Here is a 20,479-nt window from a genome sequence, read left to right as displayed (position 1 = left end):
GCACCCGGAGGAAGACGAGTGACCCGACCCTACAAGCCCGAAGGTTATCCGAGCGTCTCGGCGTACGTGATGGTGGATGGCGCCCAGCGAGTGATCGACTTCTTGAAGAAGGCCTTCGATGCCACGGAGCTGCGCCGCTTCGACAGCCCGGATGGCTCGATCATGCACGTCGAGGTGCGAATCGAGGACTCGGTGGTCATGCTCTCCGATGGCGGAGGCCCCTTTCCGGCGTTTCCCGTCTGGCTCCACCTCTATGTCCCGGATGTGGATGCGACGTACCGGCGCGCGCTCGCGGCGGGCGGAGTCTCCGTTCAGGAGCCGCAGCAGAAGAAGGACGACCCGGACCGCCGGGGCGGTGTGAAGGATCCCTCGGGAAACACCTGGTGGATTTCCACCCAGGTCGGGTGAGGCAGAAGACGGCGGAGCGGGGAGCACCCGTTGAGGGAATCAGCGTTTGCGCAGGAAGCCTTCCAGCACGCCGGCCACGTTGGTGCCGATCTCATCCACCGCGTAGCCGCCTTCCTGCACGAACACCGTCGGCACCTTCAGCCCGGCCAGCCGCTGTCCGATGAGCGGGTAGTGCTCCTGGGCGAGCTTGAAGGCGCTGATGGGGTCGCCCTCATAGGTGTCGACGCCGAGCGACACCACCAGCGCGTCGGGCGAGAACGTGGCGATGGAGTCCATCGCCGCATCAAGGGCGGTGCTGTACTCCTTCCAGATGGTGCCGCGCGGCAGCGGGAGGTTGAGGGTGTAGCCCTCTCCGGCGCCCGCGCCGCGCTCGTCGGCATAGCCGAGGAAGTAGGGGTACTCCGTCTCCGGGGTCGCGTGGATGGAGACGAACTGCACGTCCGAGCGCTCCCAGAAGATGTCCTGGGTGCCGTTGCCGTGGTGGTAGTCCACGTCCAGCACCGCCACCCGGGCGAATCCCTGGTCTCGCAGGTGCTGCGCCGCCAGGGCCGCGTTGTTGAGGAAGCAGTAGCCGCCGTAGAGGGAGTGCCCGGCGTGGTGTCCGGGCGGACGGCACAGGGCGTAGGCGCTCTTCTCTCCCTCGGCGACCAGCGCGGCGGCGGTCAGGGCGCACCAGGCGGCGGCGAGGGCGGCTTCCCAGGTGCCCTCGACGATGGGCGTGCTGGCGTCGAAGGCGTAGTAGCCCATCCTGCCGTTGATGCCGGAGGGGATGTGGTCCCGGCGCAGGCCGCGGGCGGGAAAGCCGCTCGGAAGCATGAAGCCCTGCTTGCCGAGCGCCCGCCACTCGTCATGGGCGGTGCGCAGGAACTCGACGAACCCGGCGTCGTGGACGCGCAGCAGCGATTCCTGGGGGAAGGAGCGGGGCTCGAGCACCGCGAACCCGGCGCGCTCCACGGCCTTCAGGATGTAGTCGGCGCGCACCGGCATCTCGAAGCACGGCACCAGCTCGCCGCGATGCAGTTCCTTGCCACCGTCATGACGGGCGTGCAGCGGGGAATGGACGACTTTCACCGGGGGGGTCTCCAGGGCTGAAGGAGGAGCGGCCCGGCGAGTTGTAACGCAGCGCGGGTCCGTCATCCAAGGAGGGGGGCCCTGTCCCCAGCACGGGCGTGAAGTGGAGCAACACCGGGCGGCTTGGCACCGGCCGCCGGGAAAAATCGATTTCGTCAGGTTCCCGGACGGGAACGCGTCGTTGGACTCGAACGCCAGAACGCGTGAGATGCCACCGGACCGCCGCCGCGGGTCATCCGCCGCGCCCGCGTCAGGCCTCGCGCCGAGCCACCGTCTTGGGGAGCCCAACCCCTGACGAGAGGTTCGCGAATGGCGACGAATCCCCGCATCAAACGGGCCATCGTGTTTGGCCGGAATCCGCATCAGTCCGATTCCTTCGACACGGAGGCCGAGGCGGCCGAAGCCCTGGGCGTCGAAACCTTCCAGTTGGATCTGCACGCCCTGCTCGAGGGCAACACGGACCGGGCGCTCGCCGCCATCCCCGAGCGGGGCCACCTGCGGCTGCTCTACCGGGGGTGGATGCTCACGGGGGAGGAGTACGAGGCGCTGGACGAGGCGCTCGGCGAGCTGGGCCACGAGCTGATGACGACGCCCGCGGAGTACGCGGCGGCCCACTACCTGCCGAACTGGTACCCGCGGCTGAAGGGGTACACCGCCCGCTCCGTCTGGACCGAGGGCACGGACGTGTTGGAGGCATGGCATGCCGCGCAGGAGCTGGGCTCGCCGCCGTGGCTCGTGAAGGACCACGTGAAGTCAGCGAAGGAGCGCTGGGCCGAGGCGTGCTTCGTTCCAGCGGGCGCCACGCGCGAGGACTTCGAACGCATCTGCGCCGCGCTGCTGGAGGAGCGCGGAGACCGTTTCGAGCGCGGGTTCGTGGTCAGGCGCTTCCTGCCGTTCAAGGTGCGGGGGCGGACGCCGAGCGGGCCCGCGCACCTCGAGTTCCGGCTGTTCTTCGGGCGGGGGCGGCTGCTGGCGGCGGAGTCCTACGACGACTTCGATGTCGACGTCCCGGACTTCTCGGCCTTCGAGCGGCTCGCACGGAAGGTCGAGGCGCGCTTCTTCACCATGGACGTCGCGATGCTCGAGGACGGCCGCTGGGTGGTGGTCGAGGTGAATGATGGAGGGGTCTCCGGGCTCCCGGCGAGCATCGACCCCCGCGAGCTGTTCGCGGCGTTGCTGGGCGTGGACCGGTAGTAGGAGGGGAGGCCCCTCGCCTGCTCCCCCTGCCAGCCCAGAGGGCTGTCAGGTGGAAGGCGGGGGGCGGTGCGTGGAGATGGCACCGGCCGGGCGAAGACGTTAAGGGAGAGCCCCATGGAGCCCACCACCGACCTGGCCACCTGTCTGCTCTGTGGCGCTGGAGCCTCTCCGGCGCTGAACCTGCCGCGCTTCGCTGGCGCCTCGTGTCAGGGCTGTGCCCAGCGCGTGGGCCACCTGCTGGTGCAGGAGCCCACGCTGCTCACGGACATCTGGCCGCTGCTCGCCGACGACTCGGAGCTGGAGGAGCCCGAGCCCACGGTGCAGCGCGCCGATGGGAAGACGGTGGAGCTGCGCCAGGTCATCGCGGAGATGAAGCGCGAGCTGTCGGTCGAGGACCGCATGAAGCTCGCCGAGCTGTACGGCGAGATCGGCCTGATTCGCGAGCAGCTCGAGGAGTGTGGCCGGGTGCTCGTCGCCGCCTCCGCTCCCGCGTTGGCCCAGCGTGCGCTCGACGTGCTCTTCTCGCCCGAGCTGTGCTCGCCCCGTGGAATCGAGGAGCTCCGCGGGCGCTTGTTCCCGGCCTGATCTCACTGGAGATCCACTCGGATTTGCAGCACAACGCGCGTGTGCGCGCCACCCTCCACTTCCTCACCGAGCTCCTCCAACGCGAGCGCCCGCTCCTCTCCGGAGAAGGACGTCCCGCCTCGCGTTCCTCCGGGAGGCGTTCTTCGTGAGCCAGCTCGTCGGACTGCTGGCCGCCAGTCTCCTCCTCGGCACCATCGCCCGGCGCAGTGGCCGCTTCCCGGAGCAGACGCCGCTGGCCCTCAACGCCTTCGTGCTCAACGTGGCGCTGCCCGCGCTGGTGCTGCGCGCGGTGCACAGCCTGACGCTCGCCCCCGAGCTGCTCGCCGCCGCCGCCACGCCTTGGCTCGTCTTCGGCGGCTCGTGGCTCTTCTTCCGCGCCCTGGGCCCGCGGCTGGGCTTTCCGCCCGGCACCGTGGCGGCGCTCGTCCTCACCGGCGGGTTGAGCAACACCGCCTTCGTGGGCCTGCCCCTCATCGAGGGCCTCATGGGCCGCGAGGCGCTGCGGGTGGCCGTCGTGGTCGATCAGCTCGGCTCGTTCATGGTGCTGGGCACGGTGGCCACGCTCTTCGCCGCGCGCGCCGCCGCGAAGGACACCCGCACCGGGTCACTCCTCAAGCGGGTGGTGGGCTTTCCGCCCTTCATCGCCCTGGTGGCCGCGTTCCTGCTCCAGCCGTGGGACTGGCCCGCGTGGGTGGACGTGGTGCTCGGCCGGCTGGGTGACATGCTCACCCCGCTGGCGCTCTTCTCCGTGGGTTTCCAGTTGCGGCTCTCGGGCGTGAAGGGCCGGGTGCGCGCGCTCGCGCTGGGGCTCGGCTACAAACTCGCGCTGGCGCCGCTCGTCATCGCGCTGCTGCTGCGGGTGCTGCCCGGCATGGGCCGGCTCACCTTCGAGGTGTCCGTTCTCCAGGCCGCCATGGCTCCCATGGTCACTTCCGCCATCCTCGCCACGGACAACGGGTTGGACCCGGAGCTTCTCCGCTCTCATGGTGGGGTTGGGCATTCCGCTCTCGTTCGCCACGGTGCCCATCATCCTGCTGCTCCTGCGCTGAAGGCCGTGCGAGGCCTACGCGAAGGCCTGCGTGGCGTAGGCGATCTCCAGCCCCTCCTTGCGCATGCGCAGCCGCGTGCGCGACAGCCAGTGGCAGTGCGGGCAGTAGCTGTGGGCGCCGTTGCCCGGCGTGCTGCGGATGGTCACGGCACCGCCGCACAGCATGCAGCCCTCGGGCAGGGTGAACTCCGAGATGGTGTCACCCGTGTTCTTGTCAGTTGATCCGGTCATGCCCTTTCACGTAACGCAGCAATCGGCGGCCACAAGTCGCCGGGCCGCGATTTCCGGAAACCCTCGGAGGGCAGGCAGGCGGGCCTGTAGCACCTACCGTCCCCTCGCGCCTTGTCCACGGCCGGACAGCGCAACCCGGCGAATGCAGGGGCTCGGGTTGGCACGCCATTTCCAAGAGAAAGGCGTTTCAGAGGGGGGAGGGTGGGCATGGAGATTGCGCGAGTCGCGCTTCGCCGGCGTGGGAAGAACTGGGGGGTGGAGGTGACCCTCAAGGAGGGCGGTGTGCGGCGCTATCGCTACGGCAGCGAGGCGCAGGCGCGTTACTTCGCCGCCGTATTCGAGCTGGGACCGCGTTGGCTGCCTCCGGTGCCGTCGCGGAGCAGGCGTTCGCGGGCTGGGGCACTCTCCGCCGGGAGGGCAGCGAGCGGCCCCAGGTAGACCCAGGGGGTCCGGGCATCCCCCGGGCCCTCGTGCGGGTTCCGGAGAGGCCGCGCATCTGCTAGGAGTCACGCCTCATGAGCAAGAGCAACTACACCCCCCGCCCGAACCGCGAGCCCATCACCCGTGAGACGGATCCCGCCGGCCGCTGGTCCGCGAAGTTCCCGGACATGATCGGTTACAAGAGCCAGGGTGGCGGCAAGCTGCCCGCAGACTACGGGTGGAACACCAATCCCAAGCAGTGGCAGGAGGAGATGACGCCCGAGACCCTCGCCACCGAGTACCGCAACCTGGTGATTCCGCGCCACCCCGTGCCCGCGCCCGCCGCGCTGCCCGAGGGCGCCAAGGCCGAGTCCAAGTAGCACTCAGGTGAAGGGCAGGGCCGCGAGAGGCCTAAGCCATCCCACGGGCCTTGTGGACGATGGCGTCCGCGAGGCACTCTGCCGCCCGGGGTCCACCCTGGCGCAGGAAGAGGTTGGGCTCGGTGATCTCCAGCTCCATCAGCCGCAGCGCGCCCTGCTCGTCCCGCGCCACGTCCACCCGGGCGTAGAGCAGCTCGAAACCCGTGGCGGCGAGCACCTGGCGGGCGAAGGCGCGCTCGTCATGGCCCCCGTGCATACCTCAACTCCGGGCGGCGGCGATGACCGCGCCGAGCCGGCGCATGCCCTCTTCGATGAGCTCCGGCGGACGGTTGGAGAAGTTCAGCCGCATGAACTCCGAGCGCGGCTCGGCGGCGAAGAAGGGGGCGCCGGGCACGAAGGCGACGCGCTTCTCGAGCGCCTGCGGGAAGAGGGCGTCCGCGCTCATGCCGCGCGGCAGCTCCACCCATACGAACATGCCGCCATCCGGCTCCGTCCACCGGGTGCCCTCGGGCATGTGCTTCTCCAGCGAGGCGAGCATCGCCTGGCACCGCTCGCCGTAGACGGCGCGCAGCTTGTCCAGGTTGGCGTTGTAGTCGAAGCGCGACAGCAACCGTGCCGTGGCGCGCTGCGCGACCGTGGCGGTGTGCAGGTCCGCCGACTGCTTCACGACGGTGAGGGTGCGGATGAGCTCGCGCGGACCCACGGCCCAGCCGATGCGCAGCCCGGGGGCCAGCGTCTTCGAGAACGTCCCCAGGTTGATGACCACGCCCTCGGTGTCCAGCGAGGCCAGCGACGGCAGGTGCGCGCCCCGGAAGCGCAGCTCCCCATACGGGTTGTCCTCGAGGATGAGGATGCGGTGGCGCTGGGCGAAGCGCACCAGCGCGTGCCGGCGCTCCAGCGACAGCGTGGTGCCCTTGGGATTCTGGAAGTTGGGCACCAGGTAGATGAGCTTGGGCCTGCGGCCGACGTGGTGGAGCAGCCCCTCCAGCTCGTCCACGCGCATGCCCTGGTCATCGCTGCCCACGACGGCGTAGGAGGCCTCGTAGCCGCTGAAGACCTGCAGCGCGGCGAGGTAGCTGGGATTCTCCACCACCACCACGTCGCCCGGGTCCAGCAGCACCTTGGCCACCAGGTCGATGCCCTGCTGCGAGCCGTTGGTGATGAGCACCTGATCCGTCGCCAGGTGCAGGCCCTGCCCACCCAGATGCGAGCAGATCCACTCGCGCAGCGGCCCGTAGCCCTCGGTGGTGCTGTACTGCAGGGCGGCGCGGCCCTCCTCGGCGAACACCTCGGCGTGCGCCTGGGCGATGGCCTCCACCGGGAAGAGCTCGGGCGCCGGCAGCCCGCCAGCGAAGGAGAGCACGTCGGGACGCTCGGCCACCTTGAGGATCTCCCGCACGGCGGAGGCCTTCATCCGCGACATGCGCTGGGCGAGCGGGAACGGTGGAGGGGCGGGAAGGGGGATGGCCGCGGTCATGCTCAGGCTCCTTTCAGCTCTTCGGGGGAGACGTGGATGTACGTCTCTTCCTTGATGGATGTCAGAACGATGGTGGTGTGCGTGCGCGTGACGCCGGAGATGGTCCGCAGCGTCTCCACGAGCAGCGTGTCGAGCGTCTTCGTGTTCCGGGTGCGCACCTTGAGGAGGTACGAGTCCTGACCGGCGACGCGGTGGGCCTCGAGCACCTCGGGCATCGCCAGCACCTTGCGGGCGAACCCGTCGAAGTACTTCGGGTGCTCGATGCTCACGCCGATGAAGGCGGTGATGTCCTTGCCCAGCTTCGACGCGTCCACGCGCGCCGTGTAGCCGGTGATGACGCCCCGCTCCTCCAGCTTGCGGATGCGCTCGGCCACCGCCGGCTGGGACAGCCCCACCGAGCGGGACAGCTCGAGCTGCGTGGCCCGGCCATCGCGCTGCAGCAGGTCGACGATGCGGTGGTCCAGTTCGTCCATGGAATCCCAGTGGCCTTATTTTTATAAGTCCCAGCGACTCGGTGCCTATAACCTATATGTCTCGCACGGACGGTGCAAGAGGGCAGCAGGCGGGCGGACGAGCCCTTCCCCCTCCGGAGTGTCCGTGTCATCACGAATGCGGGGAGCCCCGTCAGTCCTCAGTGCACGTCTCGCGCCCACCGGCTACGAGGAGCGCATCCATGGATTCCGCCTTCCGTCAGCAGTTCCTCGGACTCGAACTGACGCTGGCCCGGCGCTTCGCCACGGTCGAGTCACGGCCCTGGGGATATTTCGTCCACGAGGTGGGAAATCCCGACCACTGGGATGCGAACACCGCGCGCTGGCTCCGGGCGGAGGAGCCGGAGGCCACCATCGAGGAGGTGGTGGCGCTGTACCGGGCCAGGGGGCTCGTCCCGCGGGTGCGGTTGGATGACCTGAGCGCACCCGGCGACGCCGTGGAGCGGCTCGTGGCGCGAGGCTTCCAGAAGGACTCGCAGCGCCTGCGCCTCATGCACTGGGTGCCGGAGCCCTCCCGCCCACTTCCGGTGTTGTTCTCGGGCGTCACGCTGGAGGTGGCGGGCCCGGGAGCTCATCCGCTCCCTGGCGGAGATTCTAGGAGGCGCCAACGCGTGGGAGGGACGCGAGTGGCTGGTGCGCTACCTGGAGCGGCTGGTTCCCAACCCCGCGTCGCACTACTACCTCGCGCGCGTGGACGGTGTGCCCGCCGCGATGGCGGCGCTCTACGAGGGCGAGGGGGGCGCGCTGGTGCAGGATGTGGCGACGCGCCCCAGGTACCGCCGGTGCGGCCTGTCGACGGCGTTGATCACCTGGCTGCAGCGCAGGGCCACGGTGCCGCTCTTCCTCCAGGTGAGCAACCCCGAGGCGGAGCGCATCTACGCGCGCGCGGGCTTCCAGGTGTGGGGAGAGCTCGAGCAGGTGACGTGCCGCCTGCCCGAGCCGTGAAGCCGGTGAGACGTCTCAGGGCGCCGCGAAACCGGCGAGCTGGATGAGCTGGCTGTCCTGGAGCTGATGCAGGGGGCAGGGCGTGGCGAGCAGGAGGTGCGCCGAGGAGTTCTTCTTGAGCTTCTCGGGCAGCTCCTCCACGGAGAAGTAGGAGGCGCTCGGCAGCTCGAAGGGCGCGCTCGCCTGGTACTTGCCGGAGATGCGGGGCGGGGTGCCACCCGAGCCCGAGGAGCCCTCGTACATCGTCTTGCTCACGTCGAAGCGGGTGAAGCACTGCTCCTCGCTGACGGGCAGCACGTAGTCGTCGAAGCCCGAGTCCACCTTCAGGGAGAACGTCCGCGTCTTGCCGGACTCCGAGTCCTCGAGCTTCACCTCGTGGGCGCCCTGCGCCACGTCGAAGCGCAGGTGCTCGCCGGAGCTGCTCGCGGGAGAGAGGCTCTGGCCGTCGATGAACAGCTTCACCTGCTGTCCCTCGTTCACCACGATGTGCACCTTGCCGCTGCCCATCATGTGATTCCACGCCGCCCCGATTCCCATGCCGCCCACGACGACGCCAACGACGGCGACCTTCAGCTTCTGAAATACGGACATGTCCTCTCCTTCGCCGGCATGACGCGCCGACGCCCCCCGCCCTCCGGTGTGGAGGTCCAGGTAGACGACGCTGTAGATCAGCGCCTCGGTTCGAAGCAATCCCCCCACCATTGGAGGCTGCCCGGGAGGAGACGGCACGCGGCCTGGTTCCTGGCGTAGAGTGGGGGCCGGGGAGAGCAGATGAACATCCGTTTCAATCGCCGGGTTGCCCTCGGCATCGCCGCGGTGCTCGCAGTGGGGCTCGTGAGGTGGGCCACCTCGGACGTGTGCGTGTCCGCCTGGGTCTTTCAGGGAGTGAAGGTGGACCGCTGCCCGGACGGCAACTTCCGGCAGACGGTGGGCCTGCGCGCCGAGGGACTCGCCCGGGAGGCCACCGGCACCCTCCATGTGTCGGCCGAGGCCCATGGTGCCACCCGGAACGCCTGGGAGCGGCTGAGCGCGCCGGTGCGGCGCCTGGAGGCCTCGCTCTTCCTCGTGGACGCCGAGGGCAAGGAGTCCCCCCTGGCTCCCGAGGAGCGCTGGGAGCAGGAGGACTCCGACTTCTCCCTGCGCGCCCAGGTGAAGCTGCCCGCGCTGCCGGATGGGGATTACAAGCTGCGCGCCCGCGTCACCACGCCGCTGGGCACCGACACCGTGGAAGCCCCGCTGGCGCTCTATGCACCCGCCCGCGTCCACGTCCTCACCGACCGGCCCCTCTACGAGCCCGGCCACCAGGTGCGCTTCCGCGCCGTGGTGCTGCGCGCGAAGGACCTCGCGCCCATCGACGGGCGCCCGGGCACGTGGTTCGTCACCGACCCGTCCGGCGAGGTGGTGCTGGAGCAGCGCATGCCCGCGGGCCCGTGGGGCGTGGTGGCCGGGGACTTCCCGCTCGACCGGGGCGCGCCCACCGGCAGATGGACGGCGCGCTGGACGAGCGGTGAGGCCTCCGGCGAGGCCTCCTTCCAGGTGAAGCCCTTCACCCTGCCGCGCTTCCGCGTGGAGGCCGTCAGCACGAAGCCCTTCTGGCGCATGGGCGAGTCGCCCGTCGTCGAGGGGCGGGTCGTCTACAGCTCGGGCGCGCCGGTGGTGGACGCGGCCGTGGCCCTCTCCTGGAACGTCCAGGGCGCGTGGCCCGCTCCCCTCGAGTGGCTCGACGAGAAGGCGAAGGACGCGCTGCCCCGGAAGGCGCGCACGGATGCCGCGGGACGCTTCCGGCTCACCCTGCCGCGCGTGCCCCATGACCTGCGGGGCCAGGCCACCCTCTCCGCGTGGCTGTCCGCCACGGACCCCGCGGGAGACCAGGTGCAGGGAGGCGCCTCGGTGCTGCTCTCCGAGGATGCGATCTCCGTGTCGGCGGTGACGGAGCTGTCGGACGGCCTGGCGGACGGCTACAGCAACCGCGTGTACCTGCGCGCCACCACCGCCAGCGGCCAGTTGCTGCCCGGCGCGGAGCTCACCGTGAAGCGCGCGTGGGACCCGCGTGACGAGGGCGTGCGCGCGGTGACGGACGAGGACGGCGTGGCCGCCTTCCAGCTCGACCCGGGCCCGCCCGTCAACGTCGTCATTCCTCCCATGCCGGTGCGCCGCCAGCCTCCGCCGCCTCCGGTGGGATTGGGCGGGGTGGGGGACCTCTTCGCGGACACCGGCTCGCCCGCCCTGGAGGACCAGCTCGCCCTGGAGCGGTGGCTGCAGTCCCTGCACTCCTGTGCGCGCTTCGTGCCGCCCGAGGAGGGCTCCAACCAGGTGACGCTGGGCGTGCGCGTGGCCGCGGGGGGCTCGGTGGTGGACGTGGTGTCGGATGGCTTGCCGCTGGGCGCCTGCCTCGCCTCGGTGGTGCGTGCGCGCGCGCTGCCGCCCGGCCGTGAGCGGATGCTGGCGCTCACCCTGGACGTGCTCGACCCGGGCCTGCCCTCCCTCGAGTTCCAGGTGCTCGCCGTCTCCGGTGTCAGCGAGGGGTTGGCGGAGGCGCTGCGGCTCGCGGCGCTCGATGCGCGCGAGTGCCTGCCCGGAAACCTCTCGCTGTCCGCTCCGCTGCCGGCCGTGCTCACCTGGCGCACGCGCCCGAAGCAGCGCGAGGTGGAGGTGGGCTGGGCGTCCCTGCCCCAGGCACAGGGCATGCTCCCCGCCGCCCACCTCTCCTGCATCCAGTCCCGCTTCGCGCGGCTGGTGCTGAGCGCCGAGCCCGGCAATGCCATGGGCGTGGTGCGCTTCACCGCCGAGCCCACGGGGGGCGGCTCCGACGGTGCCGTGGCCCAGGAGACGACGCTGCTCGGCTACGAGCTGAGGGTGAGCGCGAAGGCGGGCAAGGAGGAGCTGGGCTCGACGAAGCTCGTGTTGTCTCCGGCCCGGTTGCCGCCCGCGCGCTTGAGGGCCACGCCGGTGCTGGCGCGTGCCGGTGAAGAGGTGCGCATCGAGCTGCTGCGCGGCCCGGACTTCAACGGGGCGCTGCCCAAGGAGCTCCTCCTCATGGCCGGGGAGAAGGAGCTGAAGGCGGAGGTGGACAACAAGACCGCGCGCTTCCGCCTGCCCGAGGATTTCGAGGGCTGGGCCGAGGCGAGCTGGGCGGGAGCGGTGGCCCGGGTGTACGTGGCGCCGCGCGCGCAGCTCGCGCTCGAGGTGACGCCGGACAAGACGGCCTACGCGCCCGGCGAGCTGGCCCACCTGCAGGTGCACACGCGGGTGGACGGGAAGGACGGCCCGGCGGCGGTGGGCCTCTTCGGCGTGGACGACAGCTTGTCGCAGCTCGTGCCGCTGCCGGGGGCGGGCGCGCTCGACGGCATGCGTCCGGTGCCCACGGTGTCGTCGCCGGCCTTCGACGTGCTGGATGGGACGGCGCTCGCCATGGGCCGCATCCGGGGCGCCAACGCGGCCGCCGCCACGCTGCTGCGGGTGTCGGGCGTGCCGCAGCGGGATGGCGGGGAGCGGCGGTTGTCGCTCCAGGTGTCGAAGCCCTTCGAGCCGGAGGTGGAACTGACCGAGCCCTTCTACCGGGTGCTCGCGGAGCTGACGGTGCAGGCGCGCGCCTGGGAGGAGTCGGCGCCCCAGAGCGAGACGCTCTCGCCCGAGGGGATGGCGGCGCTGTGGGAGAAGGCGCTGGAGGCCTGTGAGAAGCGCGGCGAGGCGGTGACGGACGCCTTTGGCCGCCGGTTGAAGCTGTCGCGGCTGCCGCCGGAGCTGCTCACCCTCACCGACCCGCGGGCGGTGGTGGTGAATGGCACGCGGCTGCCCGAGGACGTCGAGAACTGGGGCGCGTGGGTCGCCCGGGAGGCGCCATGAAGCGCTACATCGTTGTGGGTGGGACGTGCCTCGTCGCGGGCTTCGCGTTGAACATGTGCGCGCAGGGCCTGCGGAGCTACGAGCCGGCACCCTTGTACGCGATGGCGGGTGAGGACCGCTCGAGGGCGAAGAAGAGCCTCAGGACCTTCGGCGAGAATGACGCGGAGGAGATGGAGGACGCGGCGCCGATGGTGCCTGCTGCCCAGGTCATGGGGAGCGCGGTGGGCGGCATGAGGGGAGGAGTGGAGGGATACGTGATGAGTGCCGATGCGCCGGGAGCGCCGCCTCCACCGCCTCCGCCCGCGCCCCCGGCGGAGGCACCGGCCACGCCGGGACGCGCCTGGTTCCCCGAGACGTTCCTCTTCGAGCCGTTGGTGGTGACGGATGCGTCCGGCTCGGCCTCTGTGCCGGTGAAGGTGCCGGACCGGCTGACGAGCTGGCGGGTGCTGGCGCTGGCGCACTCGCGCTCGGGAGCGCAGGCCGGGGCGGTGAGCGGCTTCGCGGGCACGCTGCCCACCTACGTGGACCCGGTGCTGCCGCCCTTCCTGCGTGCCGGAGACGTGGTGCGCGTGCCGGTGCAGGTGGTGAATACGACGGGCTCGCCGGTGACGCGCCCGCTGAAGGTGGAGGCCCAGGGCGCGGAGGTGGAGGGAGGCTCGCGCACGGTGACGGTGCCGGCGGCGGGCAGCGTGGTGGAGTACGTGACGGTGCGGGCGGCGCAGCCGGGGCCGGTGACGCTGCGGGCCTCGCTGGGAGGCACGGACTCGGTGGTGCGCACCTTCGACGTGTGGCCCACGGGCCGGCCGGTGGCGCAGACGCACGGAGGCACCCTGGCCGCGCCGCGCGCCCTGGAGCTCGCGGGCCCCGAGGACGCGGTGGCGGGCAGTGAGCGGGTGCGGTTGCTCGTCTTCCCGGGCGCGTTGGGCGTGTTGCGCGCGGAGCTGTCCGCGGCGTCCGGGCGCGGGGGCGTGGCCGAGGATGGCTATGCGCTGCTGCTCGCCGGCCGCGCGCCGGAGTTGCTGAAGTCACTGGGCGCGACGGCGGACGCGGAGTCGTTGAAGCGCATGTCGGCGCTCGCCGGGCAGCGGGTGCTGCGGACGGGCCGCGCGCCGGACGTGGCCACCGCGGCGCTGTTGGCGGAAGCGGCGCTGGCGCACCCGGACAACCCCGTGCTGGCGCGTCTGGGCGAGCGCCTCTCCGGACAGGTGGCCTCGGCGCAGCGGCCGGATGGCACGTGCCAGGGCGCGGACGGGTGGACGTTGCAGCGGCTGCTGGTGGCCACCGCGGAGTGCGCCCGGGCGGTGCGGGCCGGGGCGGGCTCGGACGCGGGGCGCCGCAGGGCCTCGGGCTTCAATGCGCGTGTGGCGGGCGCCTTCGAGCGCTACGTGGCGCGGGTGCAGGACGGCTACACGGCGGCGGCGGTGCTGGCCAGCGGGGGCGTGTCCGGCACGGTGAGGGAGGTGCTGCGCAAGCAGGTGCGTGAGGCCCTCCAGAAGCGGCCGGACGGCTCGGCCTTCCTGCCGGTGGGCCCGGGCGTGGTGCGCGCGGATGGACTCGTGCCCACGGTGGCCGAGGCCACCGCGCTCGCGGTGCTGGCGCTCGTGGAGGACAAGGAGGCTCCGCTGGCGGACCTGGGCACCTCGCTGCTCGCGGACTACCGGCCGGAGCGTGGATGGGGTGACGGGCGCGCCAACCTCGTGGGCCTGCAGGCGGCGCTGGCGCTCTTCAAGGAGCCGCTGCCGTCCCAGGTGAGCGTGGTGCTGGAGCGCGACGGCAAGGTGGTGACGGAGGGCACGTTCGACGCGAAGGCGCTGCGGGAGGTGCTCGCGCTGGAGGGCGCCGCGACGGGCTCGGCGGGCAAGCACACGTGGACGGTGCGCGCGGAGCCGGCGGTGCCGGGGCTGGGTTTCTCCCTCACGCTGGGGGCCTACGTGCCGTGGCGCGCGAGCGAGGCGGGCCGTGGGCTGGAGTTGGCGGTGAAGGGCCCTGCGGAGGTGAAGGTGGGGATGCCGGCCGAGGTCACGGTGCAGGCGGCCTCGCCCGCGGGGATGGCGCTCACGCTGCGCCAGGGATTGCCCGCGGGGGTGCAGGTGGACCGCGCGAGCCTGGATGCGCTGGTAAGAGAGGGGAAGGTGACGTCCTACGAGGTGGAGGATGGGGCGGTGAGCCTCACCCTGCCGCCCCGAGGCGCGGCGGAGCCCTTCAGTGCGCGCTTCCGGGTGATACCGACGCTGGCGGGCTCACTGCAGGCGGGGGCCTCGAGCCTCACGCCGGTGGAGCGGCCGGAGCTCGTCTTCCACGTGCCCCCGGCCACCTGGGCGGTGCGCTGAGCCCAACTCCCCTCAAATACCCTCTCAATTTCCCCTCTCCCCTCGGGAGAGGGACGGGGTGAGGGTATCGAAGCTCCCGGGTTGTCTCCGTGTCCGCGCCTCCGATTTCACGAGGGCGTAGGCAACCCGACCCCGTGCTCCCCAGATAATAGAGGTTTCCTCGTTTGAGTCTGGGTCATCGAGCACGGAGGTTGACGGAACATGAATCACAGGTGGATGCGGAAGTCGTGCGTCTTGGCGCTGGCCCTGGGTGTCGCCGTTCACGCGGGTCCGGCCGGAGCGGTCACGCCGACGAATGTGAGCAAGGTTTCACGGGTGACGGGAGCCACTCCCGCGGGAGAGTTCCTCCCCAATCCCAATCAAACGCATACGAACTACGAGGTGATGGGCACGGACCTCGGCATCATGTGGGACAAGGGGGGCGGAGAGATCTTCGTCCTCTTTGGTGACACCTTCGGCCATGGCTGGTGTGGCAACGGCGGGTGCGGAGGGGGATGGCGCAGCAATGTGCTCGCCAGGTCTTCCGACAGGGTCCTGTCGGACGGCCTGTCCTTCTCCACGATGATCCAGGACTACTCCCGGCACGCCAAGGAGCTCCTGCCCTCGAAGAAGATCAACTTCGATGAGATGACGGTCATCCCGACGGCGGGCGTCACCGTGGGCTCGCGGCACTACATCCACTACATGTCCGTCAACAATTGGGGCGAGGCGGGCAGGTGGTCCACGAACTACTCGGGAATGGCGTACTCGGACGACAACGGGCAGAACTGGATCAAACACCCGAGCGCGAGGTGGCAGAACACCAGCACCTGGACGAACAACTTCCAGATGGCGGCCTTCGTCAAGAATGGCGGCTTCGTCTACATGTACGCGACGCCGAATGGCCGCTTCGGGAACGTGCACCTGGCAAGGGTCCCCGAGAACGCGCTGCTGAACATCAATGACTACCGGTACTGGGATGGCAATGGCTGGTCATCCTCCCAGGCCGCGGCCGTGCCCGTGGCGATGGGAGGCGCGGGCGAGCTCTCCGTTGCCTACAACTCCTATTTCGGCCGGTTCCTCATGACCTACCTGAACGAGAACCGTCAGGCGGTGGTGATGCGGGACGCTCCGACGCCGACGGGGCCGTGGAGCGGCGAGAAGGTGCTCGCGAGCGGGACGGGCCATCCCGGCCTCTACAACGCGTTCATCCATCCCTGGGCCACCAGCGGGACCGACCTGTACTTCGTCATGTCCCAGTGGACGCCGTACAACACGTTCTTGATGAGGGCCACGCTGACGAGCGACGCGTACGGGGACAACCTCCTGTCCGAGCCCGGCTTCGAGACCCAGGCGGCCACGTCCGTGATGACGCCCTGGTACGTGCAGGGCAACGGCGGCATCGACCGCAATCTGGGCACCGCGCGGACGGGCCAGGACGCGGGCTACGTGCGCGCCAGCAGCGGCTGGAATGCCCTCAAGCAGAGCGTGGCCGTCCGGCCCCATACCGACTACACGCTGAGGGGCTGGGTGCGTACCTCTGCCAACAATGCGGCGGGCTACTTCGGGGCGATGGGCGTGAACAACGGCCCCATCGTGGGGGAGACTCCGTTTGGCGCCCTGACGGGCTACACGCAGCTCACCGTGTCCTTCAACTCCGGGCCGCACTCCGTGGTCGAGGTGTACGGCGGCATGTGGGCGAACAATGGCGACACCTGGATGCAACTGGATGACGTCAGTCTCACTCGCGGCACGAACCTCGTCGGCCATGCCGGCTTCGAGCCGCAGCCCTCCTCGAGCGCGTCCTCGCCCTGGTACGCCGAGGGCAATGCGGGAATCGATCGCAACCTGGGGGTCGCCAGGACGGGGGCCAACAACGCCTGGGTGAGGAACAGCACCGGCTGGAATGCCATCAAGCAGGAGGTCTCGGTGGTCCCGAACACGCTCTACACCCTGACGGCGTGGCTCCGGACGTCCGGCAACTTCAACGATGGCTACTTCGGCGCGCGGATGCTGAACGGTGGGCCCATCCTGAGCGAGACCCACCTGCTCCAGCCCCTGGCTGGCTATACCCAGGTGACGGTCCAGTTCAATTCCGGTGCGAACCACAGCGTCGAGCTGTTCGCGGGACTCTGGGCCACCAGCGACACCTGGATGCAGGTGGACGACTTCCGCCTGACCCGGAATTGACCGGGACGGCCGGCACCGGTGCTACCCTCGCACCGGTGCAGCCCCGCCGGCCCAAGCAGGAGTGAGGGGGTCGTCCCGGCGCCTGCTATTTCTTGGGAGGCGCGTTCCCTCTGCCCCCTCCCGACGGCTGGCCCGTCGTGCTGGGCCAGTTGGGGTTCCCACCACCTCCACCCCCGCTCTGCCCGCCGCCCTGGTTGCCCCCGCCGCCGCCACTCTGGCCGCTACTGCCCTTGCCTCCACTGTCACCTTGTCCCATGGCTGCGTCCTTTCGATTCGAGCCTCGATGTCACTCGGGTGCTCTGTGAAAGGATGCTCACCGTGCGGACGGTGTGTGTGGCGTGATGCGCGGCCAGTGCGAGCGCTCGTTCGGCTGCCTTCAGTGTGTCAAAGGCGGACCCCGATGGGTCCTGTCCCGGGACAGACCCCAGGCCACCAGCGCGACGATGATGACGGCGAGCACCGCGAGCCAGAGCCAGCCCATACCCCACCGGGTGGAGTCGTAGACCTCATAGGGCTCGATGGGCTCGGCCGTCTGGGCGAGCGCCAGCGCCGGGGTGAGGAAGAGCGACCACAGGAACGCCTGCAGGGCGCGGAGTTGGTGGAGCATGTTCGGCCTCCCGCGGCCTGGAGCACCCGGCCGCTCCTTGAACGGTCTTCACCTCCGGGGACTTGGACAAGGCACGGCTCCAGGGCACTCGGGCGAGCGCGTTACAGCGGAGGACGGACGTAGGCGCCGTCTTCCCGGGTGTAGTCCTGGATGTAGACGCGATCGGACGTGCCCGGCTCCTTGCTCTTGCGCGCCGGCTTCTTCGGCTCCGCCGGGGGCTCGTTCTTCTGCGCGGGCGCCTCCACGGCGATCGTCTTCAGCTCGGCATCGGAGGCTCGGGCCTTGTGGATGGCGGCCTCGTCGTAGATGGAGATCCACCAGCCTCCGAAGCTCCCCTCCGCCGTGGGCGGCGTGACCTCGAACGTGAGCCCCGCGCGCTCCAGCTTGTCTTCATCGAGCGACAGGCCGTGGACCAGCTCCCGATCCGCCGCCTGCTGGAGGAGCCCGGCCATCAGGTTCCGCAGCTCCTCCTTCGTGCGCGCCTTGCCCGCGTAGATACCGATCTCCACCCCAGCGGGGTGCTGGGGGTCTCCGTAGATGTTCAGCTCGCCCCGCGCCGTCTCGTACGTGAGGTAGGGCACGTACCGGAAGATGCCGGTGTCGATGACCTCCGACGGAACCTGCTGGAGATCCCTCGCTCCGAACCTCGTCGCGAACGTCTCGATGATCAGTCCGGAGTCGATGAGACGGCCCTCGGTCGCGGGCCGTCTGGACGCGGGAGGAGACGACAACGCGGCCGGGGTGCTCTTCAGCGCCGGGGCGGCGGGTGGCGCGGGCTGCTCACGGAGCTGCGAACGCTCCGCATTCGGGCAACCGCCGAGCAACACCATCGTGAGCATTCCACTGGCTACAGCGGACTTCGGAGTCATCTTCCCCCTCGCACGGAACGGAATCATCGGGTGCGAGGACTCTACCGGATGCCAGCGCGGGCTCGATAGCCGCGCGGAGTGAAGAGGCGAAGCACGGCCAGCCGAGCGGGCGGCTCAGCCGTTCGGACCCGAGAGGGGCTGCGACGTGTCGCCCGGCGTGGAGCGCAGCCGGCGGATGGCCCGCAGCAGCAGCTCGCCGTCGAGCGGATTGGAGACGTAACCCTTCGCTCCAATCTGGTGGGCCCGCTCGAGGTCCTCGTCCGTGGAGGTGCCCGAGAGGATCAGCGCGCCGGAGATGCGGGCCTCTCCCGCCAGCAGCCCCTCCATCGCCTGCACCGGGGCGAACACGATGTCCGAGGGGGTCGAATGCATGACCTCCAGCGGAGAGGCGACCCGGGTCCTCAGCCCGTGCCGGGCGAGCGCTCGCGAGATGAGGGTGGCGGTGACGGGGGGCCACGCGTAGAGCAGCAGGGGCGCATCCGGGCCCGCGGAGCCGGTGGTGCCGGTGCCCGGCTCGATGACGTCCTCTTGGAGGCCATAGAGCGCGCCGAGCGCATGGCCCAGCGCCGTGTCCGAGGCGAGGTGCGGCTCGACGCGCGGCTTGCCGGAGATCGCGCGCACCGCGTCCAGCGCCTCGAGCGAGGCCGGGGCGGGCAGGGCGATGTGCAGCACCACGCGCTCCCCCTTCTCCAGCCGCAGCGGCACCACCCGGTACTTCTGGGCAATGCGCTTGGGCACCAGCCGCGTGAGCTTTGGATCCAGGCGCTCGCGATCCAGGTCGATCGCCGGCAGGCCGAGCTGCAGCGAGAGAGCGCGCAGGATGTCGGCCTCGGTGCACAGCCCCTCGCGCACCAGCGCCTTTCCGAGCGGAACCCGGGCCTCGTGGTGGTGCACCAGCCCGAGCCGGAGCTGGGCCCGGTCGATGAGCCCCAGCTCCATCAGGATTTCACCGAGCATGCGCTTGGACCCGAGCTGCATGGCTGTAACCGTTGCCATGCGGCCCCTGGGCGGCGATGGGCAGCCGGACGAGCCCCCGTCCCGCCGGCTGCTCTCCGGTCAGAAGTCGACGAGGGTGGCCCGGCCCCGGAGCGGGACGGAGATGTACGTCTGCAACTGCGCGTCCGTGGGGAGCCGGGAGAAGCGGCTGCGGGTGAGGAACCCATGCGTCTCGAGGCGCACCTCGCGCTCCGGGCCATCCACCCGGGCCCTCGGAATCACCACGGTGAAGAGCAGCGAGCCCGCGTCGGCATCCGGCTCGAGCGTGATGGTCACCAACGTCCCGAGCTTCCGTCTCCTCCTGACGGATGTCATCGCCGCTCGCGTTCACCTCCCGGCAGGAGTCCTGGTAGTGGAGCCGGGGGTCCCCGGTGAAGCTGGTCGTCGAGAAGTGGATGGCCACTCCCCGGCCCAACAACTCGAACATGTTGGGCATGACCGGCTCGGTGCGCGTCTCCGGGATGGTGTGTACGGGTGCGGCTTCCATTCGGGCTTCCATGGTGCTCCTCCTGTCGGGTCCAGTGCAGCCGGAGTGGGCTGCCATGGAAGATGGAGGAGTCGAGTCCCGGACGTGACGCGTCCGCCGTGCGCGCCGGGCAGCCGGCCCCCCAGGCTCAGGCTTCCGAGGTGAGCCAGCGCAGCAGCGCGTCCGCCGCGTCCACGTGGACGAAGTGGCCCGCCTCGGGGAGCGTGGCCACCGGGCAGCCCAGGGACTCCATCCGCGCCAGGTCCGCATCGGAGACGTAGTGGGCCCGGCCGCCGCGGATGCAGCGCACCTTCGCGCCCGGGCGCGTCAGCGCGGCCCACAGGTCCTCCCCGTTCACCCGTGCGTGGAACTCGGCGAGCGACTCGCGGTCGAAGCGCCAGCGCACTCCGCCGTCCGATGCGGACTCCAGGTTCATCAGGAGCCAGTCCGACAGGGGCCCGGACAGCCCGCGCCCCATCAACTCCGCGCGCATCGTCTTGCGGTCCGGCGCACCGGGAGGCGCGGCCCGGAGGATCTCCAACACCTTGCCGCTCTCCGACAGCTCGGTGGGAATGGGGCTGGGGGAGATGTCCAGCAGCGTCACGCTGGCCACGTCGGCGGGGGAGCGGAGGCTCGCGGCGAGCGACACGCGCCCGCCCAGCGAGTGACCCACCAGCTCCAGCGGCCCTTGCAGCCCGGCCGCACGCGCCGTCTCCAGAACGTCCCCGGCCACCGTGGCCAGGGTGGCCCCGGGCGGCAGCCGTGGCGAGGCGCCGTGGCCCGTCATGTCCAGCAGCAGGAAGCGGCGGCTCTTGTCCACCTCGCTCCATGCCGTGGCCAGCGAGCGCAGGTTGCGCCCCGTGCCGAGGAAACCATGCAGCAGCACCGTTGGCCGCTGCCCCTCTCCTACCTGGAAGCTCTCGAGAATCACGGTTGCCTCCTA

General features: G+C 70.6%; 19 protein-coding genes. 9 read left to right on the top strand and 10 right to left on the bottom strand.

Features of this window, described 5'->3' with window-relative positions; translation table 11 throughout:
* Nucleotides 1-18: 18 nt before the first annotated feature.
* Complete coding sequence (locus tag ACN28I_RS23905) at nucleotides 19-408, top strand: VOC family protein (protein ID WP_420944260.1); 390 nt, start codon at nucleotides 19-21, stop codon at nucleotides 406-408.
* A gap of 39 nt (nucleotides 409-447) precedes the next feature.
* Here ACN28I_RS23905 and ACN28I_RS23900 read toward each other — a convergent pair whose 3' ends face one another.
* Nucleotides 448-1,479: a histone deacetylase family protein gene (locus tag ACN28I_RS23900; RefSeq protein ID WP_420944259.1), complete on the bottom strand. Its 1,032-nt coding sequence runs from the start codon at nucleotides 1,477-1,479 to the stop codon at nucleotides 448-450.
* 309 nt (nucleotides 1,480-1,788) lie between these two features.
* On the opposite strand from ACN28I_RS23900, the gene ACN28I_RS23895 reads away from it, so the two are divergent.
* The 4 genes from ACN28I_RS23895 to ACN28I_RS23880 all read left to right on the top strand — a co-directional run bounded on the left by ACN28I_RS23895 (nucleotide 1,789) and on the right by ACN28I_RS23880 (nucleotide 5,340).
* Complete coding sequence (locus ACN28I_RS23895; RefSeq protein WP_420944258.1) at nucleotides 1,789-2,673, top strand: ATP-grasp domain-containing protein; 885 nt, start codon at nucleotides 1,789-1,791, stop codon at nucleotides 2,671-2,673.
* Between the two features lie 117 nt (nucleotides 2,674-2,790).
* Nucleotides 2,791-3,261: a hypothetical protein gene (locus ACN28I_RS23890; RefSeq protein ID WP_420944257.1), complete on the top strand. Its 471-nt coding sequence runs from the start codon at nucleotides 2,791-2,793 to the stop codon at nucleotides 3,259-3,261.
* Between the two features lie 145 nt (nucleotides 3,262-3,406).
* Nucleotides 3,407-4,531 carry an AEC family transporter gene (locus ACN28I_RS23885; protein WP_420944256.1) on the top strand — a complete coding sequence of 375 codons (1,125 nt, stop codon included), beginning with the start codon at nucleotides 3,407-3,409 and terminating at the stop codon, nucleotides 4,529-4,531.
* A 524-nt stretch (nucleotides 4,532-5,055) separates the two neighbouring features.
* A complete protein-coding gene (locus ACN28I_RS23880) occupies nucleotides 5,056-5,340 on the top strand; it encodes a hypothetical protein (protein ID WP_420944255.1) in 285 nt (94 codons plus the stop codon).
* Between the two features lie 31 nt (nucleotides 5,341-5,371).
* On the opposite strand, the gene ACN28I_RS23875 is transcribed toward ACN28I_RS23880, so the two are convergent.
* From ACN28I_RS23875 to ACN28I_RS23865, 3 genes are read right to left on the bottom strand one after another with little or no spacing between them, the layout of a single operon-like run.
* The gene (locus ACN28I_RS23875; RefSeq protein ID WP_420944254.1) at nucleotides 5,372-5,596 is read right to left on the bottom strand and encodes a hypothetical protein; all 225 of its coding nucleotides are present in this window, start codon (nucleotides 5,594-5,596) and stop codon (nucleotides 5,372-5,374) included.
* A 3-nt stretch (nucleotides 5,597-5,599) separates the two neighbouring features.
* A complete protein-coding gene (locus tag ACN28I_RS23870) occupies nucleotides 5,600-6,817 on the bottom strand; it encodes a PLP-dependent aminotransferase family protein (RefSeq protein WP_420944253.1) in 1,218 nt (405 codons plus the stop codon).
* Between the two features lie 2 nt (nucleotides 6,818-6,819).
* On the bottom strand, nucleotides 6,820-7,290 hold the full coding sequence (locus ACN28I_RS23865) for an Lrp/AsnC family transcriptional regulator (protein WP_420944252.1): 471 nt from the start codon (nucleotides 7,288-7,290) through the stop codon (nucleotides 6,820-6,822).
* A 651-nt stretch (nucleotides 7,291-7,941) separates the two neighbouring features.
* On the opposite strand from ACN28I_RS23865, the gene ACN28I_RS23860 reads away from it, so the two are divergent.
* Nucleotides 7,942-8,253 carry a GNAT family N-acetyltransferase gene (locus ACN28I_RS23860; protein WP_420944251.1) on the top strand — a complete coding sequence of 104 codons (312 nt, stop codon included), beginning with the start codon at nucleotides 7,942-7,944 and terminating at the stop codon, nucleotides 8,251-8,253.
* Nucleotides 8,254-8,268: 15 nt separating this feature from the next.
* Here the strand turns inward: ACN28I_RS23860 and ACN28I_RS23855 are convergent, their stop codons facing one another.
* A complete protein-coding gene (locus ACN28I_RS23855) occupies nucleotides 8,269-8,844 on the bottom strand; it encodes a hypothetical protein (protein WP_420944250.1) in 576 nt (191 codons plus the stop codon).
* Nucleotides 8,845-9,024: 180 nt separating this feature from the next.
* Here ACN28I_RS23855 and ACN28I_RS23850 point away from each other — a divergent pair, with 180 nt between their 5' ends.
* The 3 genes from ACN28I_RS23850 to ACN28I_RS23840 all read left to right on the top strand — a co-directional run bounded on the left by ACN28I_RS23850 (nucleotide 9,025) and on the right by ACN28I_RS23840 (nucleotide 16,598).
* A complete protein-coding gene (locus tag ACN28I_RS23850; RefSeq protein ID WP_420944249.1) occupies nucleotides 9,025-12,099 on the top strand; it encodes an MG2 domain-containing protein in 3,075 nt (1,024 codons plus the stop codon).
* Nucleotides 12,096-14,429 (top strand): alpha-2-macroglobulin family protein, encoded by a 2,334-nt coding sequence (locus tag ACN28I_RS23845; protein ID WP_420944248.1) that lies wholly within the window; start codon nucleotides 12,096-12,098, stop codon nucleotides 14,427-14,429. Before ACN28I_RS23850 ends, ACN28I_RS23845 begins: the two co-directional genes overlap by 4 nt.
* Before the next feature lie 201 nt (nucleotides 14,430-14,630).
* Nucleotides 14,631-16,598: a DUF4185 domain-containing protein gene (locus ACN28I_RS23840; protein WP_420944247.1), complete on the top strand. Its 1,968-nt coding sequence runs from the start codon at nucleotides 14,631-14,633 to the stop codon at nucleotides 16,596-16,598.
* Between the two features lie 376 nt (nucleotides 16,599-16,974).
* Here ACN28I_RS23840 and ACN28I_RS23835 read toward each other — a convergent pair whose 3' ends face one another.
* From ACN28I_RS23835 to ACN28I_RS23815, 5 genes are all read right to left on the bottom strand, one after another.
* The gene (locus ACN28I_RS23835) at nucleotides 16,975-17,205 is read right to left on the bottom strand and encodes a hypothetical protein (RefSeq protein ID WP_420944246.1); all 231 of its coding nucleotides are present in this window, start codon (nucleotides 17,203-17,205) and stop codon (nucleotides 16,975-16,977) included.
* A 101-nt stretch (nucleotides 17,206-17,306) separates the two neighbouring features.
* Nucleotides 17,307-18,074: a hypothetical protein gene (locus ACN28I_RS23830; protein ID WP_420944245.1), complete on the bottom strand. Its 768-nt coding sequence runs from the start codon at nucleotides 18,072-18,074 to the stop codon at nucleotides 17,307-17,309.
* A 114-nt stretch (nucleotides 18,075-18,188) separates the two neighbouring features.
* Nucleotides 18,189-19,052 carry a hypothetical protein gene (locus ACN28I_RS23825; protein WP_420944244.1) on the bottom strand — a complete coding sequence of 288 codons (864 nt, stop codon included), beginning with the start codon at nucleotides 19,050-19,052 and terminating at the stop codon, nucleotides 18,189-18,191.
* Between the two features lie 78 nt (nucleotides 19,053-19,130).
* The gene (locus tag ACN28I_RS23820) at nucleotides 19,131-19,349 is read right to left on the bottom strand and encodes a hypothetical protein (RefSeq protein ID WP_420944243.1); all 219 of its coding nucleotides are present in this window, start codon (nucleotides 19,347-19,349) and stop codon (nucleotides 19,131-19,133) included.
* 335 nt (nucleotides 19,350-19,684) lie between these two features.
* The gene (locus tag ACN28I_RS23815) at nucleotides 19,685-20,467 is read right to left on the bottom strand and encodes an alpha/beta fold hydrolase (protein ID WP_420944242.1); all 783 of its coding nucleotides are present in this window, start codon (nucleotides 20,465-20,467) and stop codon (nucleotides 19,685-19,687) included.
* Nucleotides 20,468-20,479: the final 12 nt, after the last annotated feature.

The organism is Archangium gephyra, from assembly GCF_049060025.1.
Classification (GTDB): Bacteria; Myxococcota; Myxococcia; order Myxococcales; family Myxococcaceae; genus Archangium; species Archangium gephyra_A.
This window is presented reverse-complemented; position numbering and strand designations above follow the sequence as displayed.

Bases quoted from the DNA above. Each gene is read 5' to 3' on its own strand.
- ACN28I_RS23880 (WP_420944255.1), top strand. From the start codon at position 5,056: ATGAGCAAGAGCAACTACACCCCCCGCCCGAACCGCGAGCCCATCACC.
- ACN28I_RS23855 (WP_420944250.1), bottom strand. From the start codon at position 8,844: ATGTCCGTATTTCAGAAGCTGAAGGTCGCCGTCGTTGGCGTCGTCGTG.
- ACN28I_RS23875 (WP_420944254.1), bottom strand. From the start codon at position 5,596: ATGCACGGGGGCCATGACGAGCGCGCCTTCGCCCGCCAGGTGCTCGCC.
- ACN28I_RS23840 (WP_420944247.1), top strand. From the start codon at position 14,631: ATGAATCACAGGTGGATGCGGAAGTCGTGCGTCTTGGCGCTGGCCCTG.
- ACN28I_RS23870 (WP_420944253.1), bottom strand. From the start codon at position 6,817: ATGACCGCGGCCATCCCCCTTCCCGCCCCTCCACCGTTCCCGCTCGCC.
- ACN28I_RS23890 (WP_420944257.1), top strand. From the start codon at position 2,791: ATGGAGCCCACCACCGACCTGGCCACCTGTCTGCTCTGTGGCGCTGGA.
- ACN28I_RS23895 (WP_420944258.1), top strand. From the start codon at position 1,789: ATGGCGACGAATCCCCGCATCAAACGGGCCATCGTGTTTGGCCGGAAT.
- ACN28I_RS23835 (WP_420944246.1), bottom strand. From the start codon at position 17,205: ATGCTCCACCAACTCCGCGCCCTGCAGGCGTTCCTGTGGTCGCTCTTC.
- ACN28I_RS23865 (WP_420944252.1), bottom strand. From the start codon at position 7,290: ATGGACGAACTGGACCACCGCATCGTCGACCTGCTGCAGCGCGATGGC.
- ACN28I_RS23845 (WP_420944248.1), top strand. From the start codon at position 12,096: ATGAAGCGCTACATCGTTGTGGGTGGGACGTGCCTCGTCGCGGGCTTC.
- ACN28I_RS23825 (WP_420944244.1), bottom strand. From the start codon at position 19,052: ATGCAGCTCGGGTCCAAGCGCATGCTCGGTGAAATCCTGATGGAGCTG.
- ACN28I_RS23850 (WP_420944249.1), top strand. From the start codon at position 9,025: ATGAACATCCGTTTCAATCGCCGGGTTGCCCTCGGCATCGCCGCGGTG.
- ACN28I_RS23830 (WP_420944245.1), bottom strand. From the start codon at position 18,074: ATGACTCCGAAGTCCGCTGTAGCCAGTGGAATGCTCACGATGGTGTTG.